We start from the raw sequence: 16,818 nt of genomic DNA on the forward strand, positions 1-16,818 counted from the left end.
CTTAGACTGATGCGGCAGACGACCACGTCCAGGTCGTCCCCAAGGAGCCTCCATGAACATCAAGACCGTCCTCGGCCTTCCCCTGGCCGCCCTGCTCGCCACGGCGGTCGCCGCCCCCGCCTCGGCTGCCGTGCTGACCCGCAGCGACGGCATCTACGTGCGCTGTGACCAGTGCGGCGTGGTGCAGAGCATCGAACACAACGTCACCGCCGGCCGCGACCACGGCACCGCCGGCGCGGTCATCGGCGCGATCGCCGGCGGCGTCCTCGGCAACCAGGTCGGCAAGGGCAAGGGCCGCACCCTCGCCACGGTCGGCGGCGCGGTGGGCGGCGGTTTCGCCGGCAACGCCATCGGCAAGGGCGGCGGCGGCGAGAGCTACACGCTGCGCCTGAAGATGGGCACCGGCGGCTACACCAACGTCCAGGTCAAGGATGCCTCGGCCATCCGCCAGGGCGACATCGTGGTGGTCGACGACCAGGGCAACGTGTCCCGCGTGCAGTAAGGACTTTGTAGGAGCGCGCGTAGCGCGCGACAGCTTTCCGCGAGAAGCAACAGGCCCTGCTGCTCAACGCCCCAAAAGCTGTCGCGCGCAAGGCGCGCTCCTACAACGCGTGCGTGGGCAGGTCGAAGACGCGCCGCAGGTACGCGATGTAGTCCGGATCCTCGAGTTCCATGTTCTTCCCCGGCGAATCGGACAACTTCGCCACCGGCTGTCCGTTGCAGCGGGCCATCTTGATGACGATGTTGATCGGCTTCGGGCCCACGTCGTTGGTGAGGTTGGTGCCGACGCCGAAGGAAAGCAGGCAGCGCCCGGCGAAGTGCCGGTAGAGTTCCATGACCCGCGGGATGTCCAGGCTGTCGCTGAAGACGAGGGTCTTCGTGCGCGGGTCCACCCGGTTCGCCTCGTAATGCGCGATCACCCGGTCGCCCCATGCGATCGGATCGCCCGAGTCATGCCTGGCGCCATCGAACAGTTTGCAGAAGTACATGTCGAAGTCGCGCAGGAAGGCGTCGAGGCCATAGACATCGGACAGCGCGATGCCGAGATCGCCACGGTACTCCCGCGCCCAGGCTTCGAGCGCGGCGGTCTGCGAATCGCGCAGGCGCGGCCCCAGCGACTGGAAGGCCTGGAGGTATTCGTGTGCCATGCTGCCGATGGGCCGCAGGCCCTGGCGCATCGCGAGCCACACGTTGCTGGTTCCGGCCAGCTGCTCGCCCAGCTCGCGGCGCAGGATGCCCAGCATTTCCTCGTGCCAGTCCCGCGAGAAGCGCCGGCGCGTGCCGTAATCGGCGATGCGCACGCTTTCGTAGCCGGGAGTGTCGCGCAGCAGCGCGATCTTCGCGCGCAGGCGTGCCCTGCCCTCGTCCAGGTCGATGTCCGGAGCGGTCGAGCGGAAGTACAGCTCATTGACGATCGCCAGCAGCGGCACTTCGAACATGATCGTGTGCAGCCACGGCCCGGCGATGACGATCTCGATTTCACCGTTGCCCTTTGCCGATGGCTCGACGGTCACGTACTTCGCGTTGAGCTGGAACAGCCCGAGGAAATCGACGAAGTCGCTGTCGATGAAGCGCAGGCTGCCAAGGTAGGCAAGTTCCTCCTCGGTGAAGCGCAGCGTACAGAGCGCGGCGAGCTCTTCGCGGATGCGGCCCAGCAGCGGCACGAGGTCCACGCCAGGCGTACGGCAGCGGAACCGGTACTCGACCTGCGCGGCCGGGTACTGGTGCAGCACCACCTGCATCATGGTGAACTTGTAGAGGTCGGTGTCGAGCAGGGATTGGACGATCATGCGCTGGCGCCCGTGATGGCGATCTGCCTGTTCACCGCGTCGACGAAAGGCTGCGTGCCCGGCCAGGAAGTGATCCGCCCGAGCTTCTTCCCGCGATGGAAGAGGAAGAACGCCGGGATGCCGTGCAGGCCGAAACGCGTGGCCATGCTGGGATCGTCGTAGACGTTGTCATGCAGCCAGCGCACCTCGGGCCACTCGAAACGCTCGGGCGTGAGCAGGATCTGCCTCTTGGCGATGTCGCAGTTGGGGCAGTCGCGCCCCCAGAGGAAAAGGATGGCGATGCGGTTGTCGTCGCTGGCCAGGTTGGCATCGAGTTCATCGTCCACGATGCGCTGCATGGGGAAGCGCTGGAAGAACTCGGGAACGCTGGAATCGGACATGGGGGAATCCGTGATCGGGTCGAACAGCCGAAATGGGGTCGATGCGGCGATAATCCGAGGGTACCTCCACCAGGGATTCGTCGTGCGCTTCTTCCTCGGCTGTCTGCTCCTCCTCTGCGCCGGCCTCGCCCCGGCGGCCACCCTGACCCTCGACACCGGCTCGGGCGCGCGCAAGCTGACGACGGAACAGTTGCTCGCCCGCTCCGATGCCAGGGACATCGAGGTGCCTGGCGATGTCTCTTACCACCGGGACACGCATTACCGCGCCGTGCCGCTCAAGGCCCTGCTGGACGGTGTGCCGGCCGATGCGCACCTGCAATTCGTCGCCCTCGACGGCTTCGCCGCCGAAGTGCCGGCTTCGCTGGTCCTCGACGGTCATGGCGCCGAGGCATGGCTGGCCATCGAGCCGCCGGGCGCGCCGTGGCCCAAGCTCGGCAAGGACAAGCCCAGCGCGGGGCCGTTCTACCTCGTATGGCTGCATCCCGAAGCAGGACACGTCGGGCCCGAGCAATGGCCTTACCAGGTAGCGGCCATCCGCGTGCTCGCCTCGCCTGCCGACCGCTTCCCGGCCATGCAGCCGGCGGGCTCGTTGCCGGCCAACGCACCTGCCCGCCGCGGCTTCGCGGTGTTCCAGCGCAACTGCCTGAGCTGCCACACCCTCAACGGCCAGGGCGACGCACAGCTCGGGCCGGACCTCAACGTCCCGCACAGCCCCACCGAATACCTGCGCGAGGACATGCTGCGCACCCTGGTGCGCAATCCGCAGGACCTGCGCCACTGGCCGCAGGCGAAGATGCCGGCCTTCGACCGGAAGGTGCTGTCGGATGCCGACCTGGACGACCTGATCGCCTACCTGAAGCACATGGCAAACCGCAGAAGCGCACCGTAGGAGCGCGCCTGCGCGCGACATCTTTTCGCCCCGGTTTCCAGGATTACGCACCAGCTTCAAGTCACGGCCCCAAAACATGTCGTACCCGACGCGGGCATAAACGCGCAGGCGCGCTCCTACGAGGGTCGCTGCAGGCGCTGGAGTTCCTGGGTTCGCTCGGTGGGTTTCAGTTGCGACAACTTCTTCACCCGCGCGAAGAACGCCGGCCACGAGCGCCCGCACTCGTCGAACAAGGTCGCAAAGGATGGCACCCAGGTGTCGTAAAGGCCGAATGGCAGCAGCGTGGCGTTGTTGAGCGGACGCGACATCCAGCGGTCGTAACGATGGTCGCCGCCTGCCTCACTGTCGCGCCAGGCGAGGTAGCGGCCGCGGAAATCCTCGAAGGCCTCCGCCTTGGCCACGCGCTTCGCATCGTCGGTCCACGCCTGCGCATAGATTTCCTTAAGGCGATCGCGCAACGCGAGGATCTGTCCGGTGAACGAATGCTCCAGCGCATCGCCCTTGCCGTCCGGCGCCGCCTGGTTCCGCGATGCGCGCCATTCGCGCACCCCTTCCCGCTCCACGAAGGTAGCGAAGGACTCGTTGAACGACGAATCGTTCTTCACGTAGATCTTCTGGTGGGCCAGCTCGTGGAAGATCGTGCCGGCGAGTTCGTCGTCGTCCCAGCGCAGCATGCTGCTGAGGATGGGATCGGCAAACCAGCCCAGCGTGGAATACGCCGGTACCTCGCCGAGGGCGACGTCATGACCGAGCGCCCGCTGGCGTGCCGCCTCGCGATCGGCGAGGTCCTTGCGGAAATAGCCGCGGTACGCCACGCAGCCTGCAATCGGAAAACAGTGTGTCACCGGGGCGACCGACAGCTCGGGCGTGGCGAAGACGTTCCACGCGACCCAGGGCCGATCGAGCTGCACGTAATAGGTGTAGCTGCGATTGTCCGGAAGGTCGAGCTTTGCCGACGCGAAGCGGCGTGCCTCGGTCGCGAGTTCCAGCCGCTTGCGCGTGGTGTCGGACGTATTGGGATCCGCCAGCACCTTGCTTATGGGGCGCCGCTCGTTGAGCAGCGCCGCCTGGCCGTGCGCGACATGGGCGTAGTAGCCGATGGAACGGCAACCTGCGATCAGGAACACGACGATGGCGGCGAGCGTCAGGCGCATCGGAGCATTGTGCCGTACCGCGAGAGTCGCTGGGCCCCTTCAATCCGGCATGCGTGTCCCCGTCATCGACTGCAACACCCCGTCCCTGCGGATCAGCCCGTGCATCAGCGCGGCGCCCATGTGCAGCAGGAAGGTGAGGAAGAACAGCCAGGCAAGATACCGGTGCGCCTCGCGCAACCAGGCGAACAGCACCGGATCGGACGGAAGGATCGGCGGCAGCAGCAGACCGCCACCGAGCGTGACCGGATAATTTCCGGCGGAGAGCATGCCCCAGCCGATCAGCGGCATCGCGATCATCAGCGCGTAAAGCAGCCAGTGCGAACCGTGCGCCGCAAGCTTCTGCCACGCAGGCAGATCCGCGGGCAGCGGCGGCGCGCGGTGGGTCAGCCGGAAACCGAGCCGGATCAGCGCCAGTACGAAGATCGTGATACCGAGCGGCTTGTGGATCGCCAGCAGCCATTCGTGTTTCGTCTCGACGGTGCTGACCATGCCCGCGCCGACGAACAGCATGGCGAGGATCATCGCCGCCATCAGCCAGTGCAGCACGCGGGCGAACGGATGGAACGTATGAAAGCGGCTCATCGCTTGGTCTCCCGGGCTTCCTCGCTGGTGCGGCGCAGATAGGAATCCGCGTAGGCGGCCGAGCGCGCCACGATCAGCGGATCGCCCGAGATTTCGATGCCGCGGGGCAGGATCGTCGGATCGTAGTTGACGTCGCGGCAAGGACCGTCGGCCTGCGGCTGGGCCGCATCGATGACGAGGGTACCGGCATCCACCACCTGCCGGTCGGCGGGCCATGCGCGGGTCGCGTCGTCGACAGGATCGCCGGACGCGGCAAGGACCATCTGCAGGTGCCAGCGCAGCGGCCCCGCGGCAAGACGCTTCGAGAGGTCCGCGGCCAGGTAATCGGTATCGCCCGCCGCGGGCCCGCCGTCCCCTTCGGGCGGCTGCTCCGGCACCACCATCCAGCGGACCGCATGGCGCTGCCCTTCGCCATCGCGGAGGTAGAAAGCGTTGATGCTCCGGTAGGTCTCCGTCGCGTAGCTGGCCGACGGCTTGGCCGTCTTCACCCAGGTGAGGAAACCCGCCGTTTCGGGATGCGACTTGAAGAACGCGCCCGCCTTCGCGGGATCGGGCTTGCCAGTGGCCGGGTCCGGGTGGGTCGCCACCTGCAGCTCATAGAAGGCCTGCGGTGTCGACACCGGGAAGAGCGGCATCGCGTTCATGCCGGTGCGCCATTGCTCGCCGTCGGCCAGATCGAAGCGGAGCGCGAAGCTGCGGATCGGGACGCTGCTGTCGGCCGCGTAAGGGTTACCGCCGGGGATAGCCAACCGTCCCACCACGGGCGTCGATACCCCGGCGGCGAACAGCCCCGCCGTGGAATAGCGCGCCAGTCCGCCGTTCGACTCGAAGCGCCCGGCGACGCAGACGCCCTTGGCATGGTTGCGCCGGAAGCCCGGATGCTCGCCGCCGTTGGCCTGCAAGGTATCGATCATTCGCCTGGGGGTGAGCCGATGGGGCGCCAACCAGCCGCCCACGTAACCGAAGGCGGCGGCGGAGCCCACCACGGCGAGGCCGATCAGTGCCCAGCGCCAACCCGTATGTGCCGGTGGGTGGGCCCTGTTAGCGGGTTCTTGCGTCATGTGTCTGCGTCCTGTCGAAGTTGGCGTTCCAGGGTGGGACGTACGTCAGGGACTTTTATTCCCTTACGGGGGAATAATCCATGCCACCGGACGTCATACGTCCGACGAAGCGCCCGGCGGAGGCCCGGCATGTCCGACCCGCACATCGACGATGCCCTGCGCACGATGCTGCCGCGCCTGCGGCGCTTCGCGCTGTGGCTCGCCCGCGACGTCCATGCGGCCGACGACCTCGTCCAGTCCACGATCGAACGCGCGCTGGCGCGCTGGCATTCGCGGCGGGAGGAGGAAAGCCTGCGGGCCTGGCTGTTCGCAATCCTGTACCGCCAGTTCCTCGACGGAAAACGCCGCGCGAGCCGCTACGCCCTGCTGCTCGGCTCGCTCGACCACGAAGAACCGACCTGGCCGTCCGCGGAACGGGTAGCCATCGCGCATTCCACCCTGACGGCGTTCGCCTCGCTCCCGGCGGAACAGCGCAGCCTGCTGATCTGGATCTCCGTGGAAGGCCTGAGCTACCAGGAAGTCGCCGACATCCTGGAGATCCCCATCGGCACCGTGATGTCCCGGCTGTCCCGCGCGCGCCGCGCCTTGCGCCAGCTTGGCGAAGGCGACCCCCAATCCCCTTCCCTGCGATTGCTGAAATGAACCTCACGCCCCCCAGCGAACACGATATCCATGCCTATGTGGACGGCCATCTGGATGGCGCCCGCCGTGGCGAAGTCGAGCGCTACCTCGCGCGGCACCCGGAGCAGCACGACGAGGTGCAGGGGTGGCGCCAGGACGCGCAGCAGTTGCGCGCGCTGCTGGCGGGCGATCTCGCCCCGGCACCGGCGCTGGATCCAGCGCGGGTGCGCGAACGTGTCCGCCGCCGCCGGGTACGCCGCTGGGCTGCCGCCGCCGGCGTGGTGCTGTGCCTCGCCGTGGGCGGCATCGGCGGCTGGGCTGCGCGGGGCATGGGCAGCAGCGAGGCGCCGATGGCCGACGCCATGCAGGCCTACCGGCTGCTCGCCCTGGATCACGGCGTCGGCATGGACATCACCACGGGCAACGAGGGCGACCTGCGCGCCTGGCTCGCCGGCCGCGTCGGTTCCGACGTCCGCCTGCCCGACCTGGCCGACGCCGGCTTCCGCCCCATGGGCGGACGCCTGTTCGCCACCGACCAGGGCCCGGCGGCGATGGTGCTCTACGATGACGGCAAGGGCCACACGGTGAGCTTCTACGTCCGCCCGCCAGGCCCGGCCCGGCATTTCCTGCCGCGCGGCTCCCGCGAGGACGACGGTCTGCTGGCGAACTACTGGTCCGCAGGAGAGCACAACTACGCCGTGGTCACCCAGGCCGACCCGGCAGGCCGCCAGGCGGCGGACCGCGTGACCGGGAAGGCGATCTAGGCATAGCACCGCTGCGCGCTGTAGGAGCGCGCCTTGCGCGCGACATCTTTGGGGGCCATGCGCAACAGGGCCTGTTGCTCTTCGCGAAAAGATGTCGCGCGCAAGCGCGCTCCTACGCCCGCTCGTGCAGTTCGCCAGAGTGCAGTTCCAGCGTACGGTCCATGCGGCCCGCCAGACGCGAATCGTGAGTGACCAGCACGAAGCTCGTACCGATTTCGCGGTTGAGTTCCAGCATCAGCTCGTACACGTGCGCCGCGTTGGCTTCGTCGAGGTTGCCCGTGGGCTCGTCGCCGAGGACGCAGGCGGGACGCGTCACCAGGGCGCGCGCCACGGCGCAGCGCTGGCGCTCGCCGCCGGACATCTCCGCCGGACGGTGACGCAGGCGCGCACCCAGGCCCACGCGTTCCAGCAAGGCCGTGGCTTCCTTTTCCGCCTGCCCGATCGACACGCCGCGGATCAGCAGCGGCATGCACACGTTCTCGAGCGCGGTGAATTCCGGCAGCAGGTGGTGGAACTGGTAGATGAAGCCCAGCGAGCGGTTGCGCTCGCGTCCACGCTCCGCATCCGACAGTTCCGAAAGCACGCGGCCGTTCACCTCGACCTTGCCAGCGGTGAGCGTGTCGAGGCCGCCGATGATGTGCAGCAGGGTGGACTTGCCCGAGCCGGATGCGCCCACGATGGCCATGGTCTCGCCACGGCGCAGCGCGAAGTTCACATTGGAGAGGACGCCCGTGCGCAGGTCGCCCTCCTCGTAGACCTTGGCGACGCCGGTGGCGCGAAGGACGATGTCGTTCGGCTTATTCATAGCGGAGCGCCTGGGCGGGCTGCGTGCGCGAGGCGCGCCACGCCGGGTACAGCGTGGCCAGCAGGGAGAACGCGAAGGTCACCAGCACCACCCAGCCCACGTCGGACCAGAGCAGCTGGCTGGGCAGTTCGCTGATGTAGTACACGTCCGGCGAGAGGAAGTTCTGCCCCGTGACATGCTCGATCCACTTCACGATGGCCGGCAGGTTGAGCGACAGCAGCGCGCCGAGCAGCACGCCGAAACCGATGCCGACGATGCCCACGAGCACGCCCTGCACCATGAACATGCCCATGATGCTGCGCGGCGTGGAGCCCAGCGTGCGCAGGATGGCAATGTCGGCCTGCTTGTCGGTCACCAGCATCATCAGCATGGAAATGAGGTTGATCACGGCCACGAGGATGATCAGCGAGAGGATGATGAACATCACCTTCTTTTCCATGTCGATGGCGCGGAAGAAGTTGGCGTGGGTGTCCATCCAGGTCTCGACGCGATAGGCCTGGCCCAGCTTGTTCACCAGCTCCTGCGCGACCGGCCAGGCCTCGCGCATGTCGTCGAGCTTCAGGCGGATGCCGGTGGGCCCGTCGAAACCATTCAGCCGTTCGGCGTCCTGCATGGATATGAGCGCGAGGTTCGCGTCGTATTCCTGCATGCCGAGCTCGAAGATGCCGCTGACGGTGAAGCTGCGCAGCTTCGGCACGGCGCCCATCGGCGTGGCCGTGAACTGCGGCACCACCACGGTGACCTTGTCGCCCACCTGCACGCCGAGGGTCAGCGCGAGTTCGCGCCCGAGCACGATCTTCCAGCTGCGGTCGGTCAGGTCGGTCATCTTGCCTTCGACCATGTGCTGGTCGATGTCGGACACCTTGGGCTCCATCGACGGCACGACGCCGCGGATGAGCGCGCCGCTGGGCCGGCGGGCCTGCAGGAAGGCCTGGATTTCCACATAAGGCGCGGCGCCGCGTACGTGCTGCGTGGACTCGGCGGTCTTCACCGCGGTCTGCCAGTTCTGCACGGTTTCGTCGATGCCTGACACGGTGACGTGCGAGACGGCGCCCAGGATGCGGTTGCGCAGCTCGCTGTCGAAGCCGTTCATGACCGACATCACCGTGATGAGCGCGGTGACGCTGATCGCGATGCATACGATCGACACGGTGGAAATGAAGGAAATGAACTGGTTGCGACGCTTCGCCCGCGTATAGCGCAGTCCGATGAAGAGCTCTAGGGGTCTGAACATACCTGTCGACAACAGCCTGGGATGAGGGGGCGCCAAATGAGACACGCACCGCGCCGCAGAGTGCCCGATGCAGCCTGCCGGGGCAAGCCGATCCGCTAAACGGCGGTGCGCAACCGGGCGCGGAGAAGGCGAAGATCGTCGGCCGGGGTGTTGTCCGGCAGGAGGGCCACCTGCCCCGCGCCGCGCCGCCAATGCAGGTGGAGGAACACCGCGCTGCCGAAAAGCCGCGAATGCGTCAGTTCGGCCGGGACGTCACGGCCACAGCGCAGGGTGACCGTCCACAACCCGCCCGGCGACAGCCGGAGGGCGGTAACGGGCGGGCGCCGGAAGGCATGCAGGCGCCGAAGGCCATGAGTGCCCACGATCGCCGCCAGGACGCAGCGGAGATACCATGGCAAGGACGTGAGGAACGGAGCGACGATGGCGAGGCACAGCACCGCCGCCGCCAGGGTCGTCAGCGTGGCCGAAGGCCGGTGCTCAAAGACGGTGCCTCGTGCGGATGTCATCGATGATGGCCTGCCAGTCGTTGCGCGGGGCGCGGGCATGGCCCATCACCCAATCCCAGAGATCGGGATCCTGCACGTCGAGCAGTTCGTCGAATGCCAGCCGCGTGGCGTCGTCGGCGTCGGCGAAGCGCTCGTCGAGCCAGCCGCCGAAAAGACGGTCCAGCTCGCGCGTCCCGCGGCGGGTGCGCCAGCGAAGGCGTTTGAGGCGGGCTTCGTCCATCGTACGAACCTCAGGCAATGTAGGAGCGCGCCTTGCGCGCGACAGCTTTTGAGGCCGTGCCTCCGAACTGGCGCGCCAGCTTGGGGACTGAGCCGAAAAGCTGTCGCGCGCAGGCGCGCTCCTACAGGATGTCCAGCGCCGTCCTCCGGCCGGAGGACGGCATCCGTCAGGCCGAGCGGCGCTCCACGATCAGCTTCTTGATCTCCGCGATCGCCTTCGCCGGATTCAGCCCCTTCGGGCAGGTGCGCGCGCAGTTCATGATCGTGTGGCAGCGATACAGCTTGAACGGATCCTCGAGGTCGTCCAGGCGGTTGCCGGTGTCTTCGTCGCGGCTGTCCACGATCCAGCGGTAGGCCTGGAGCAGGATGGCCGGACCGAGGTAGCGGTCGCCGTTCCACCAGTAGCTCGGGCAGGAGGTGGAGCAGCAGGCGCAGAGGATGCACTCGTAGAGGCCATCGAGCTTCTTGCGGTCTTCCGGCGACTGCAGGCGCTCCTTGTCGGCCGGGGCGGGGCTCTGCGTGCGCATCCACGGCTTGATCGACGCGAACTGCGCGTAGAAGTGCGTGAGGTCCGGCACCAGGTCCTTCACCACCGGCATGTGCGGCAGCGGGTAGATGTTGACCGTTCCGTTGCCGCAGTCCTCGATGGCCTTGGTGCAGGCCAGCGTGTTCGTGCCGGCGATGTTCATGGCGCAGGAACCGCAGATGCCTTCACGGCACGAACGGCGCAGCGAGAGCGTGGAATCGATCTCGTTCTTGATCTTCAGCAAGGCGTCGAGAACCATCGGGCCGCACGTATCGAGGTCCACCTCGTACGTATCGGTGCGCGGGTTCTGGCCGTCGTCCGGCGTCCAGCGGTAGACCTTGAAGGTGCGCACGTTCTTCGCGCCCTTCGCCGGGAAATGCTTGCCGGTCTGGATCTTGGAATTCTTGGGTAACGTGAACTCTGCCACGATGGCCTCTCCGGTCCGGTATCAGTAAACGCGCTTCTTCGGCGGCACGACTTCGACATCGTCCGTCAGGGTGTACATGTGCACCGGACGGAAGTCGAAGCGCGACCTGCCGGCCTCGTCGATCCACACCAGCGTGTGCTTCTGCCAGTCGTGGTCGTCGCGCTCGGGGAAGTCCTCGCGGGCATGGGCGCCGCGGCTCTCCGGACGCTGCTCGGCCGAGTGCATGGTGGCCACGGCCTGGGCGAGCAGGTTCGACAGTTCCAGCGTCTCGATGAGGTCGGAGTTCCAGACCAGCGAACGGTCGGTGACCTTCACGTCCTGGAACTTCGTGAAGACCTCGGAGATCTTCTGCGAGCCTTCCTTCAGCGTCTCGCCGGTACGGAACACCGCGGCGTCGGACTGCATGGTCTTCTGCATCTCGGCGCGGATCTGCGCCGTGGGCGTGCTGCCGTTGGCGTAGCGCAGCGCGTCGAAGCGGGCCAGCACCTTGTCCAGCGCGTTGGCCGGCAGGTCGCGGTGCGGCGTGCCCGGCTTGACGATCTCGGCGCAGCGATGCGCCACCGCGCGGCCGAAGACCACCAGGTCGAGCAGCGAATTGGAACCGAGACGGTTGGCGCCGTGCACCGACACGCAGGCCGCTTCGCCGATGGCGAACAGGCCCGGCACCACGGCATCGGGATCCTCACCGAGCTTGGTGACGACTTCGCCGTGATAATTGGTCGGGATGCCGCCCATGTTGTAGTGGACGGTCGGCAGCACCGGGATCGGCTCCTTGGTGACGTCGACGCCCGCGAAGATGCGCGCGGATTCGGCGATGCCCGGGAGGCGCTCGTGGATGACCTCGGGACCGAGGTGCATCAGGTTCAGGTGGATGTGGTCCTTGTTCGGGCCCACACCGCGGCCTTCGCGGATCTCGATGGTCATCGCGCGGCTGACCACGTCGCGCGAGGCGAGGTCCTTCGCGTTCGGCGCATAGCGCTCCATGAAGCGCTCGCCTTCCGAATTGGTGAGGTAACCGCCCTCGCCGCGCACGCCCTCGGTGATGAGGCAGCCGGCGCCGTAGATACCCGTCGGGTGGAACTGCACGAACTCCATGTCCTGCAGAGGCAGGCCGGCACGCAGCACCATGCCGCCGCCGTCGCCCGTGCAGGTATGCGCCGACGTGGCGCTGAAATACGCACGGCCGTAGCCGCCGGTGGCCATCACGACCGCATGGCCGCGGAACAGGTGCAGGGTGCCCTCGTTCATGTCGAGCGCGAGCACGCCCACGCACTTGCCTTCCTCGAAGATGAGGTCGATGGCGAAGTATTCGATGAAGAAGGTGGCGTCGTGCGCCAGCGCCTGCTGGTAGAGCGTGTGCAGGATGGCGTGGCCGGTACGGTCGGCGGCGGCGCAGGTGCGCTGCGCGGTGCCTTGGCCGTAGTGCGTGGTCATGCCGCCGAACGGACGCTGGTAGATCTTGCCTTCCTCGGTACGCGAGAACGGCACACCGTAATGTTCGAGTTCGATGATGGCCGGAATGGCTTCGCGGCACATGTACTCGATGGCGTCCTGGTCACCGAGCCAGTCGGAGCCTTTGATCGTGTCGTAGAAGTGGAAGCGCCAATCGTCTTCGCCCATGTTGCCGAGCGCGGCGGAAATACCGCCCTGCGCCGCCACCGTGTGCGAGCGGGTCGGGAACACCTTGGTGATGCACGCGGCCTTGAGCCCCTTCTCGGCCAGGCCGAAGGTGGCGCGGAGGCCCGCGCCGCCGGCGCCGACCACGATCACGTCGTACTTGTGTTGTTGAACCTTGTAGGCTTCCATCGATCAGTTTCCGAGCGCGACGCGCAGCACGGCCAGTACGCCAGCGAGCATGGCGAGTACGGCGATGAACTTGATGAGCACCAGCGAGGCCACTTCGAGCCAGCGCGTGTGGACGTAGTCTTCGATCACGACCTGCAGGCCGAGCACCGCATGGCGGAACAAGGTGACTAGGAGGGCGACGAGCAGCACGGCGTTCCAGGGCTTCGCGAGGATGTCGCGGGCAGCCGCATAGTCGGCGTGCATCAGGCCAAGGACCGTGACCACGAACCAGACGGTGAGGAAGACGAGGGCGAGGCCGGTGACGCGCTGGACCAGCCAGTGGCTGACGCCTTCCTTCGCCGAACCGAGGCCGCGGGCGCGGGCAAGCGGATTGCGCAGATCCCGGCTCATGCGTGGCCCCCGGCGAGCACGTACGCCCAGACGGCGACGGTGAGCACGATGGCGACGACGATCGAGAGCCAGCTGTTGCGGACGAACGCGGGAATCGAATAGCCCGAGCCGGTGTCCTGCACCAGGTGACGGATGCCGTTGGCGAGGTGATAGAAGAAGGCCAGGGTCCAGCCTATGAGCACGACCGTGCCGATGGCGCTGCCGGCGTAGTCCTTGAAGGTCGCGAAGGCGTCCGGACCGGCTGCAAGGGCGGCGAGGCCCCACACGAGGAGGAGGCTACCGACGGCGAGAACGATGCCGGTGGCACGATGCAGGATGGAGGTCACCATCTGCACTTGCCACTTGTAGACCTGGAGATGCGGTGAGAGCGGGCGTCCCGTTTGTGCCATGGCGGCTATCCTGATTGGAATCGCTGGTGCCCGACAGTCTTCCTCGCCTTCCGGTTCTCAGAAGTCGATGCAGCGTCCGTTCTTTTCCCAGTCGCCGTAACGCGTTGGGTCCAATGGCGCTTTCTCGACCCCTGCTTCGCCGTTCGTGGGGACGACCGGCGGAACGAGCGGCTTCGCCGGAGCGGAATCGTTCGTGCCCTTGGGTTCGGAGGGATTGTCGGACATGGTTATAAAGCCCTGAAAGCGTAATACCTGTGCCACGGCAGCACAACCTTGACGAACACCGGGGACCTTGGGAAGGGCGCCACCGGACCGTATATCTTACTCCCTCCCCACCCTCTTTGCCTCCCGCATGCCGAGCACTACCACTCGCACGATCGCCCTCGCCGGCCCCGATGCCGCCGGCTTCGCCAATGCCCAGCTCAGCAGCGACATCCTCGCCCTCGCCACCGGCCGCTGGCACTGGAGCGGCTGGCTGGACCCCAAGGGCCGGGTACGGGCCCTGCTCCAGGTGGCCCGCGTGGCCGAGGACCGGTTCGTGCTGCTGCCGCGCGGCGGCGATGCGCAGGCGCTCGCGCAGGATCTCACGCGCTTCGTGTTCCGCTCGAAGGTGAAGATCCATGTCTCCGACGCCATGCACGTGAGCGATGGCGATGCGTTCGACGACGGCCGTGTGCGCGAAGACGACGACGGCAGCCTGTCGTTCGGCGAAGGCGATGCGTCGTTGCGCGTCGGTGTGCATAGCGGTCATGACGCATGGATCGCGCGACACATCGCAAAAGGTTTTGCATGGCTGCCGGACGCAGCACTGGGCGCGTTACTTCCGCCGGCGCTGTCGATGGAACGACTGGGTGCGGTCGCGTTCGACAAAGGTTGTTTTCCGGGCCAGGAAATCGCGGCGCGCCTGCACTTCCTCGGTGGTCACAAGCGTCATCTGCATGCCGCGCGCATCGACGGCGACGTCGCGCTTGATGAAGGTCAAACATTGCGCATTAACGGAAAGGATGCAGGCATCGTGTTGATGAACGCGTGCATCGGCAAATCGCCTACGACTCTTGTCGTACTCGACGACATAGTGTCGCAGGAGGAGACTCTTGACATCGGCGATGCGCGCCTTCATCTCATTTCGACATTCGCTGCGTAATGTGCGCTGCATCGCAAAATTCTTTCGAATATCGTGTGTGAGTCGAAGCTGAACCGAGCAGTGCGCGCACTTGCGCAATTCGCAGCGCGCCACTAGTCTCCGCCGATCCCATTCACGTGGCCGTGGTGTTTCGACACGGTTACACCCGCGACGATCCGTCGAAGATGACGGTTCTGGCGCGACCCGGTCCCCACCGGAGAGAGCGATGCGCACCCCCGTGCTGCGCGCGCCAACACCCCATACCGGACGACTCCGGACAGTCGCCCAGTACAGTCACGATGTGTGACGCCCGAGTCATCCGTGTTTTCTGAGTGAACGGATGCCATCGGTTGGTCCAGGTAGTAACGGCCTGCCCGCCCGTCTACCGCTCATACGTCTCCCATGGCCTTCCGGCCGCAAGTGACGGAAAAGCTCGTTGGAGGCAGAAACACATGAAACTCTCCGCTTTGCTCTGGATGGCGTCCGTCCTCCCGAGCCACCTCGCCGACCAGACGTGCCTGGCGACGACGGTTTATCTCGAAGCACGCAGCGAACCCACCATCGGCCAGTACGCGGTGGCGGAAGTCGCCCTCAGGCGTCGCGATCGCGGCATGGGCGGCAACAACGTGTGCGAAGTCGTCAAGGCGCCGCGCCAGTTCGCCATCACCACCACGCCGAAAGATTTCGAGGTCACCGATCTCGTCGCCTGGACGAAGGCATGGAAGATCGCTGGCGATTCCCTCAACAACTGGAGCCTGCCGAAGAGCGAACGCCTCGTCTACGTGCCGCAGGCCGATCACTTCGCAACAGTCGCCGTCGCACCGAGCTGGTCCGCCAGCCGCGTGGTGCGCAAGATCGGCGATCACGCGTTCTACGCCGTCAACTGACGCGCGACAATTTGCGCGGACGGGAATCCAGGCGGGCAGCTTGGGATTCCCCAAAAAAAAGCCCTCGGATGAGGGCTTTTTTCGTTTAGACGTCCAGACGTCTAACGCCGATAAACGCGATCCCCGCGCACCTCGACGTAATCGCCGCGGCGAAGCTGCGGATCCTCGCGTTGCGTCACCGTGGCCCAGCGGCCGTCGTCCAGCCTGATGCGTACGCGGAAGGCCACGTCGTCGGCGCCGTTGCGCTTGCCTACCTGGTTGCCGACGACACCGCCGACCACCGCGCCGCCGACCGTGGCCGCCGAACGGCCATCGCCCTTGCCGATGGTATTGCCTAACAGGCCGCCGGCAACCGCGCCGATCACGGCGCCCAGGGGCGAGGAGTCCTTCTGCACGTAGACCTGCTCGATGTCATCGACGACACCGCACTGCGCGCATCCTCGCGGCGCGCTTGAATACGCCACCGTGTCGTCGCGATACACCCGCCGCGGCTGCTCATAGCACGCCGCCAGCGACAGCGTGGCGAGGGCGGCGGCGACGAGGCCGATCTGGCGAACAATGCTATGCATGGCTAGTCCTCCCGATGGGATCGATGGATCAACGCGCGTCCGAAACCACCGAGACGCCTTCCTGCACTTCCACGCGATCGCCCGGATCGTGATCCATGCGGACCGAGCGCGTCACGCCGTTGTATTCGTAGCGGACGTCATAGGCCACGATCTTGTCGCCGCTGCTGCCCGGCACGGTGCTGCACTTGCGCACCGTGCTGGTCACCGTATTCGTTTCCTGGCGGCGCTCCTGGATCTCGTGTCCGGCATAACCGCCGCCCACCGCACCGGCCACCGTCGCCAGCGTGCGGCCCTTGCCACCGCCGATCTGGTTGCCGAGCAGGCCGCCCGCCACGGCGCCGATGGCGGTGCCTGCGATCTGGTGCTGATCCTTCACCGGCGCCCGGTGGGTCACCACTTCGTCGTGGCACTCACGCTTCGGCGCGGTGGCCGCTTCGCGCACCGGGTCCACGCTCACCACGCGCGCGTACTTCGGGCCTGCCGGCTCCGAAGCCGCAGGTCCGGCCGCGCCAGGGCCCGAAGCGTTTGCCACATCGGCGTTCGCATCGCGGTTGCAGGCGGAAAGGCCAAATACCAGGACCGCGCCCAAACCCGCGTTCAGGACGGAAATCTTCAACCTGCTCATACCCTATCTCCACTGTGGATCGGCGGTTCAGCCGCCTCGGTCCCATTTGACAATCGCTAAACTGAACGACG

General features: G+C 66.6%; 22 protein-coding genes. 6 read left to right on the forward strand and 16 right to left on the reverse strand.

Translation table 11 applies throughout. The annotated features are described in order from the left end of the window. The first annotated feature begins 52 nt into the window (after window positions 1-52). Entirely contained in the window at window positions 53-502 is a 450-nt protein-coding gene (locus ACR9ZH_RS09660) for a glycine zipper 2TM domain-containing protein (protein WP_481290551.1), read from the forward strand. Window positions 503-602: 100 nt separating this feature from the next. Here the strand turns inward: ACR9ZH_RS09660 and pncB are convergent, their stop codons facing one another. Both pncB and ACR9ZH_RS09670 read right to left on the reverse strand, forming a co-directional pair. Beyond that, window positions 603-1,790, reverse strand: a complete 1,188-nt coding sequence (pncB, locus tag ACR9ZH_RS09665) for a nicotinate phosphoribosyltransferase (RefSeq protein WP_481290552.1) — start codon at window positions 1,788-1,790, stop codon at window positions 603-605. Next, complete coding sequence (locus ACR9ZH_RS09670) at window positions 1,787-2,170, reverse strand: thioredoxin family protein (protein ID WP_481290553.1); 384 nt, start codon at window positions 2,168-2,170, stop codon at window positions 1,787-1,789. The genes pncB and ACR9ZH_RS09670 overlap by 4 nt, the downstream gene beginning before the upstream one ends. A gap of 82 nt (window positions 2,171-2,252) precedes the next feature. Here ACR9ZH_RS09670 and ACR9ZH_RS09675 point away from each other — a divergent pair, with 82 nt between their 5' ends. Further along, a complete protein-coding gene (locus ACR9ZH_RS09675) occupies window positions 2,253-3,059 on the forward strand; it encodes a c-type cytochrome (protein ID WP_481290554.1) in 807 nt (268 codons plus the stop codon). 116 nt (window positions 3,060-3,175) lie between these two features. On the opposite strand, the gene ACR9ZH_RS09680 is transcribed toward ACR9ZH_RS09675, so the two are convergent. From ACR9ZH_RS09680 to ACR9ZH_RS09690, 3 genes are read right to left on the reverse strand one after another with little or no spacing between them, the layout of a single operon-like run. Next, window positions 3,176-4,213 (reverse strand): aminopeptidase, encoded by a 1,038-nt coding sequence (locus ACR9ZH_RS09680; protein ID WP_481290555.1) that lies wholly within the window; start codon window positions 4,211-4,213, stop codon window positions 3,176-3,178. Between the two features lie 39 nt (window positions 4,214-4,252). Continuing rightward, complete coding sequence (locus tag ACR9ZH_RS09685; RefSeq protein ID WP_481290556.1) at window positions 4,253-4,795, reverse strand: cytochrome b; 543 nt, start codon at window positions 4,793-4,795, stop codon at window positions 4,253-4,255. Further along, window positions 4,792-5,856, reverse strand: a complete 1,065-nt coding sequence (locus ACR9ZH_RS09690; protein WP_481290557.1) for a catalase family peroxidase — start codon at window positions 5,854-5,856, stop codon at window positions 4,792-4,794. The genes ACR9ZH_RS09685 and ACR9ZH_RS09690 overlap by 4 nt, the downstream gene beginning before the upstream one ends. A 129-nt stretch (window positions 5,857-5,985) precedes the next feature. On the opposite strand from ACR9ZH_RS09690, the gene ACR9ZH_RS09695 reads away from it, so the two are divergent. Further along, window positions 5,986-6,498 (forward strand): RNA polymerase sigma factor, encoded by a 513-nt coding sequence (locus ACR9ZH_RS09695; protein WP_481290558.1) that lies wholly within the window; start codon window positions 5,986-5,988, stop codon window positions 6,496-6,498. Continuing rightward, on the forward strand, window positions 6,495-7,241 hold the full coding sequence (locus ACR9ZH_RS09700) for an anti-sigma factor family protein (protein WP_481290559.1): 747 nt from the start codon (window positions 6,495-6,497) through the stop codon (window positions 7,239-7,241). The genes ACR9ZH_RS09695 and ACR9ZH_RS09700 overlap by 4 nt, the downstream gene beginning before the upstream one ends. Before the next feature lie 112 nt (window positions 7,242-7,353). Here the strand turns inward: ACR9ZH_RS09700 and lolD are convergent, their stop codons facing one another. The 9 genes from lolD to ACR9ZH_RS09745 form a co-directional block, all read right to left on the reverse strand. After that, window positions 7,354-8,046: a lipoprotein-releasing ABC transporter ATP-binding protein LolD gene (lolD, locus tag ACR9ZH_RS09705; RefSeq protein WP_481290560.1), complete on the reverse strand. Its 693-nt coding sequence runs from the start codon at window positions 8,044-8,046 to the stop codon at window positions 7,354-7,356. Next, entirely contained in the window at window positions 8,039-9,280 is a 1,242-nt protein-coding gene (locus ACR9ZH_RS09710) for a lipoprotein-releasing ABC transporter permease subunit (protein WP_481290561.1), read from the reverse strand. The genes lolD and ACR9ZH_RS09710 overlap by 8 nt, the downstream gene beginning before the upstream one ends. Before the next feature lie 95 nt (window positions 9,281-9,375). Then, the gene (locus ACR9ZH_RS09715) at window positions 9,376-9,786 is read right to left on the reverse strand and encodes a protein YgfX (protein ID WP_481290562.1); all 411 of its coding nucleotides are present in this window, start codon (window positions 9,784-9,786) and stop codon (window positions 9,376-9,378) included. Continuing rightward, window positions 9,758-10,006, reverse strand: coding sequence for an FAD assembly factor SdhE (locus tag ACR9ZH_RS09720; RefSeq protein ID WP_481290563.1), 249 nt, complete (start codon window positions 10,004-10,006; stop codon window positions 9,758-9,760). Before ACR9ZH_RS09720 ends, ACR9ZH_RS09715 begins: the two co-directional genes overlap by 29 nt. A 166-nt stretch (window positions 10,007-10,172) precedes the next feature. Then, a complete protein-coding gene (locus ACR9ZH_RS09725) occupies window positions 10,173-10,958 on the reverse strand; it encodes a succinate dehydrogenase iron-sulfur subunit (protein WP_481290564.1) in 786 nt (261 codons plus the stop codon). Window positions 10,959-10,979: 21 nt separating this feature from the next. Next, entirely contained in the window at window positions 10,980-12,764 is a 1,785-nt protein-coding gene (gene sdhA, locus ACR9ZH_RS09730; protein ID WP_481290565.1) for a succinate dehydrogenase flavoprotein subunit, read from the reverse strand. A gap of 3 nt (window positions 12,765-12,767) precedes the next feature. After that, window positions 12,768-13,154, reverse strand: coding sequence for a succinate dehydrogenase, hydrophobic membrane anchor protein (sdhD, locus tag ACR9ZH_RS09735; protein WP_481290566.1), 387 nt, complete (start codon window positions 13,152-13,154; stop codon window positions 12,768-12,770). Then, window positions 13,151-13,543 (reverse strand): succinate dehydrogenase, cytochrome b556 subunit, encoded by a 393-nt coding sequence (sdhC, locus tag ACR9ZH_RS09740; protein ID WP_481290567.1) that lies wholly within the window; start codon window positions 13,541-13,543, stop codon window positions 13,151-13,153. Before sdhC ends, sdhD begins: the two co-directional genes overlap by 4 nt. A 57-nt stretch (window positions 13,544-13,600) precedes the next feature. After that, the gene (locus ACR9ZH_RS09745) at window positions 13,601-13,768 is read right to left on the reverse strand and encodes a DUF1674 domain-containing protein (RefSeq protein WP_167023934.1); all 168 of its coding nucleotides are present in this window, start codon (window positions 13,766-13,768) and stop codon (window positions 13,601-13,603) included. A 295-nt stretch (window positions 13,769-14,063) separates the two neighbouring features. Between ACR9ZH_RS09745 and ygfZ the strand changes: the two genes are divergently transcribed. Both ygfZ and ACR9ZH_RS09755 read left to right on the forward strand, forming a co-directional pair. Further along, window positions 14,064-14,687 carry a CAF17-like 4Fe-4S cluster assembly/insertion protein YgfZ gene (ygfZ, locus tag ACR9ZH_RS09750; RefSeq protein WP_481290568.1) on the forward strand — a complete coding sequence of 208 codons (624 nt, stop codon included), beginning with the start codon at window positions 14,064-14,066 and terminating at the stop codon, window positions 14,685-14,687. A 431-nt stretch (window positions 14,688-15,118) separates the two neighbouring features. After that, window positions 15,119-15,553, forward strand: a complete 435-nt coding sequence (locus tag ACR9ZH_RS09755; RefSeq protein ID WP_481290569.1) for a cell wall hydrolase — start codon at window positions 15,119-15,121, stop codon at window positions 15,551-15,553. A 101-nt stretch (window positions 15,554-15,654) separates the two neighbouring features. Here the strand turns inward: ACR9ZH_RS09755 and ACR9ZH_RS09760 are convergent, their stop codons facing one another. Both ACR9ZH_RS09760 and ACR9ZH_RS09765 read right to left on the reverse strand, forming a co-directional pair. After that, window positions 15,655-16,122: an outer membrane lipoprotein gene (locus ACR9ZH_RS09760; RefSeq protein WP_481290570.1), complete on the reverse strand. Its 468-nt coding sequence runs from the start codon at window positions 16,120-16,122 to the stop codon at window positions 15,655-15,657. Window positions 16,123-16,150: 28 nt separating this feature from the next. Then, on the reverse strand, window positions 16,151-16,747 hold the full coding sequence (locus tag ACR9ZH_RS09765) for a glycine zipper 2TM domain-containing protein (RefSeq protein ID WP_481290571.1): 597 nt from the start codon (window positions 16,745-16,747) through the stop codon (window positions 16,151-16,153). Between the last annotated feature and the right edge of the window lie 71 nt (window positions 16,748-16,818).

It is taken from the genome of Luteibacter sp. SVR4-7G, assembly GCF_056755555.1.

Bases quoted from the DNA above. Each gene is read 5' to 3' on its own strand.
- ACR9ZH_RS09660 (WP_481290551.1), top strand. From the start codon at position 53: ATGAACATCAAGACCGTCCTCGGCCTTCCCCTGGCCGCCCTGCTCGCC.
- pncB (WP_481290552.1), bottom strand. From the start codon at position 1,790: ATGATCGTCCAATCCCTGCTCGACACCGACCTCTACAAGTTCACCATG.
- ACR9ZH_RS09670 (WP_481290553.1), bottom strand. From the start codon at position 2,170: ATGTCCGATTCCAGCGTTCCCGAGTTCTTCCAGCGCTTCCCCATGCAG.
- ACR9ZH_RS09680 (WP_481290555.1), bottom strand. From the start codon at position 4,213: ATGCGCCTGACGCTCGCCGCCATCGTCGTGTTCCTGATCGCAGGTTGC.
- ACR9ZH_RS09685 (WP_481290556.1), bottom strand. From the start codon at position 4,795: ATGAGCCGCTTTCATACGTTCCATCCGTTCGCCCGCGTGCTGCACTGG.
- ACR9ZH_RS09690 (WP_481290557.1), bottom strand. From the start codon at position 5,856: ATGACGCAAGAACCCGCTAACAGGGCCCACCCACCGGCACATACGGGT.
- ACR9ZH_RS09695 (WP_481290558.1), top strand. From the start codon at position 5,986: ATGTCCGACCCGCACATCGACGATGCCCTGCGCACGATGCTGCCGCGC.
- ACR9ZH_RS09700 (WP_481290559.1), top strand. From the start codon at position 6,495: ATGAACCTCACGCCCCCCAGCGAACACGATATCCATGCCTATGTGGAC.
- lolD (WP_481290560.1), bottom strand. From the start codon at position 8,046: ATGAATAAGCCGAACGACATCGTCCTTCGCGCCACCGGCGTCGCCAAG.
- ACR9ZH_RS09710 (WP_481290561.1), bottom strand. From the start codon at position 9,280: ATGTTCAGACCCCTAGAGCTCTTCATCGGACTGCGCTATACGCGGGCG.
- ACR9ZH_RS09715 (WP_481290562.1), bottom strand. From the start codon at position 9,786: ATGACATCCGCACGAGGCACCGTCTTTGAGCACCGGCCTTCGGCCACG.
- ACR9ZH_RS09720 (WP_481290563.1), bottom strand. From the start codon at position 10,006: ATGGACGAAGCCCGCCTCAAACGCCTTCGCTGGCGCACCCGCCGCGGG.
- sdhA (WP_481290565.1), bottom strand. From the start codon at position 12,764: ATGGAAGCCTACAAGGTTCAACAACACAAGTACGACGTGATCGTGGTC.
- sdhD (WP_481290566.1), bottom strand. From the start codon at position 13,154: ATGAGCCGGGATCTGCGCAATCCGCTTGCCCGCGCCCGCGGCCTCGGT.
- sdhC (WP_481290567.1), bottom strand. From the start codon at position 13,543: ATGGCACAAACGGGACGCCCGCTCTCACCGCATCTCCAGGTCTACAAG.
- ACR9ZH_RS09745 (WP_167023934.1), bottom strand. From the start codon at position 13,768: ATGTCCGACAATCCCTCCGAACCCAAGGGCACGAACGATTCCGCTCCG.
- ACR9ZH_RS09755 (WP_481290569.1), top strand. From the start codon at position 15,119: ATGAAACTCTCCGCTTTGCTCTGGATGGCGTCCGTCCTCCCGAGCCAC.
- ACR9ZH_RS09760 (WP_481290570.1), bottom strand. From the start codon at position 16,122: ATGCATAGCATTGTTCGCCAGATCGGCCTCGTCGCCGCCGCCCTCGCC.
- ACR9ZH_RS09765 (WP_481290571.1), bottom strand. From the start codon at position 16,747: ATGAGCAGGTTGAAGATTTCCGTCCTGAACGCGGGTTTGGGCGCGGTC.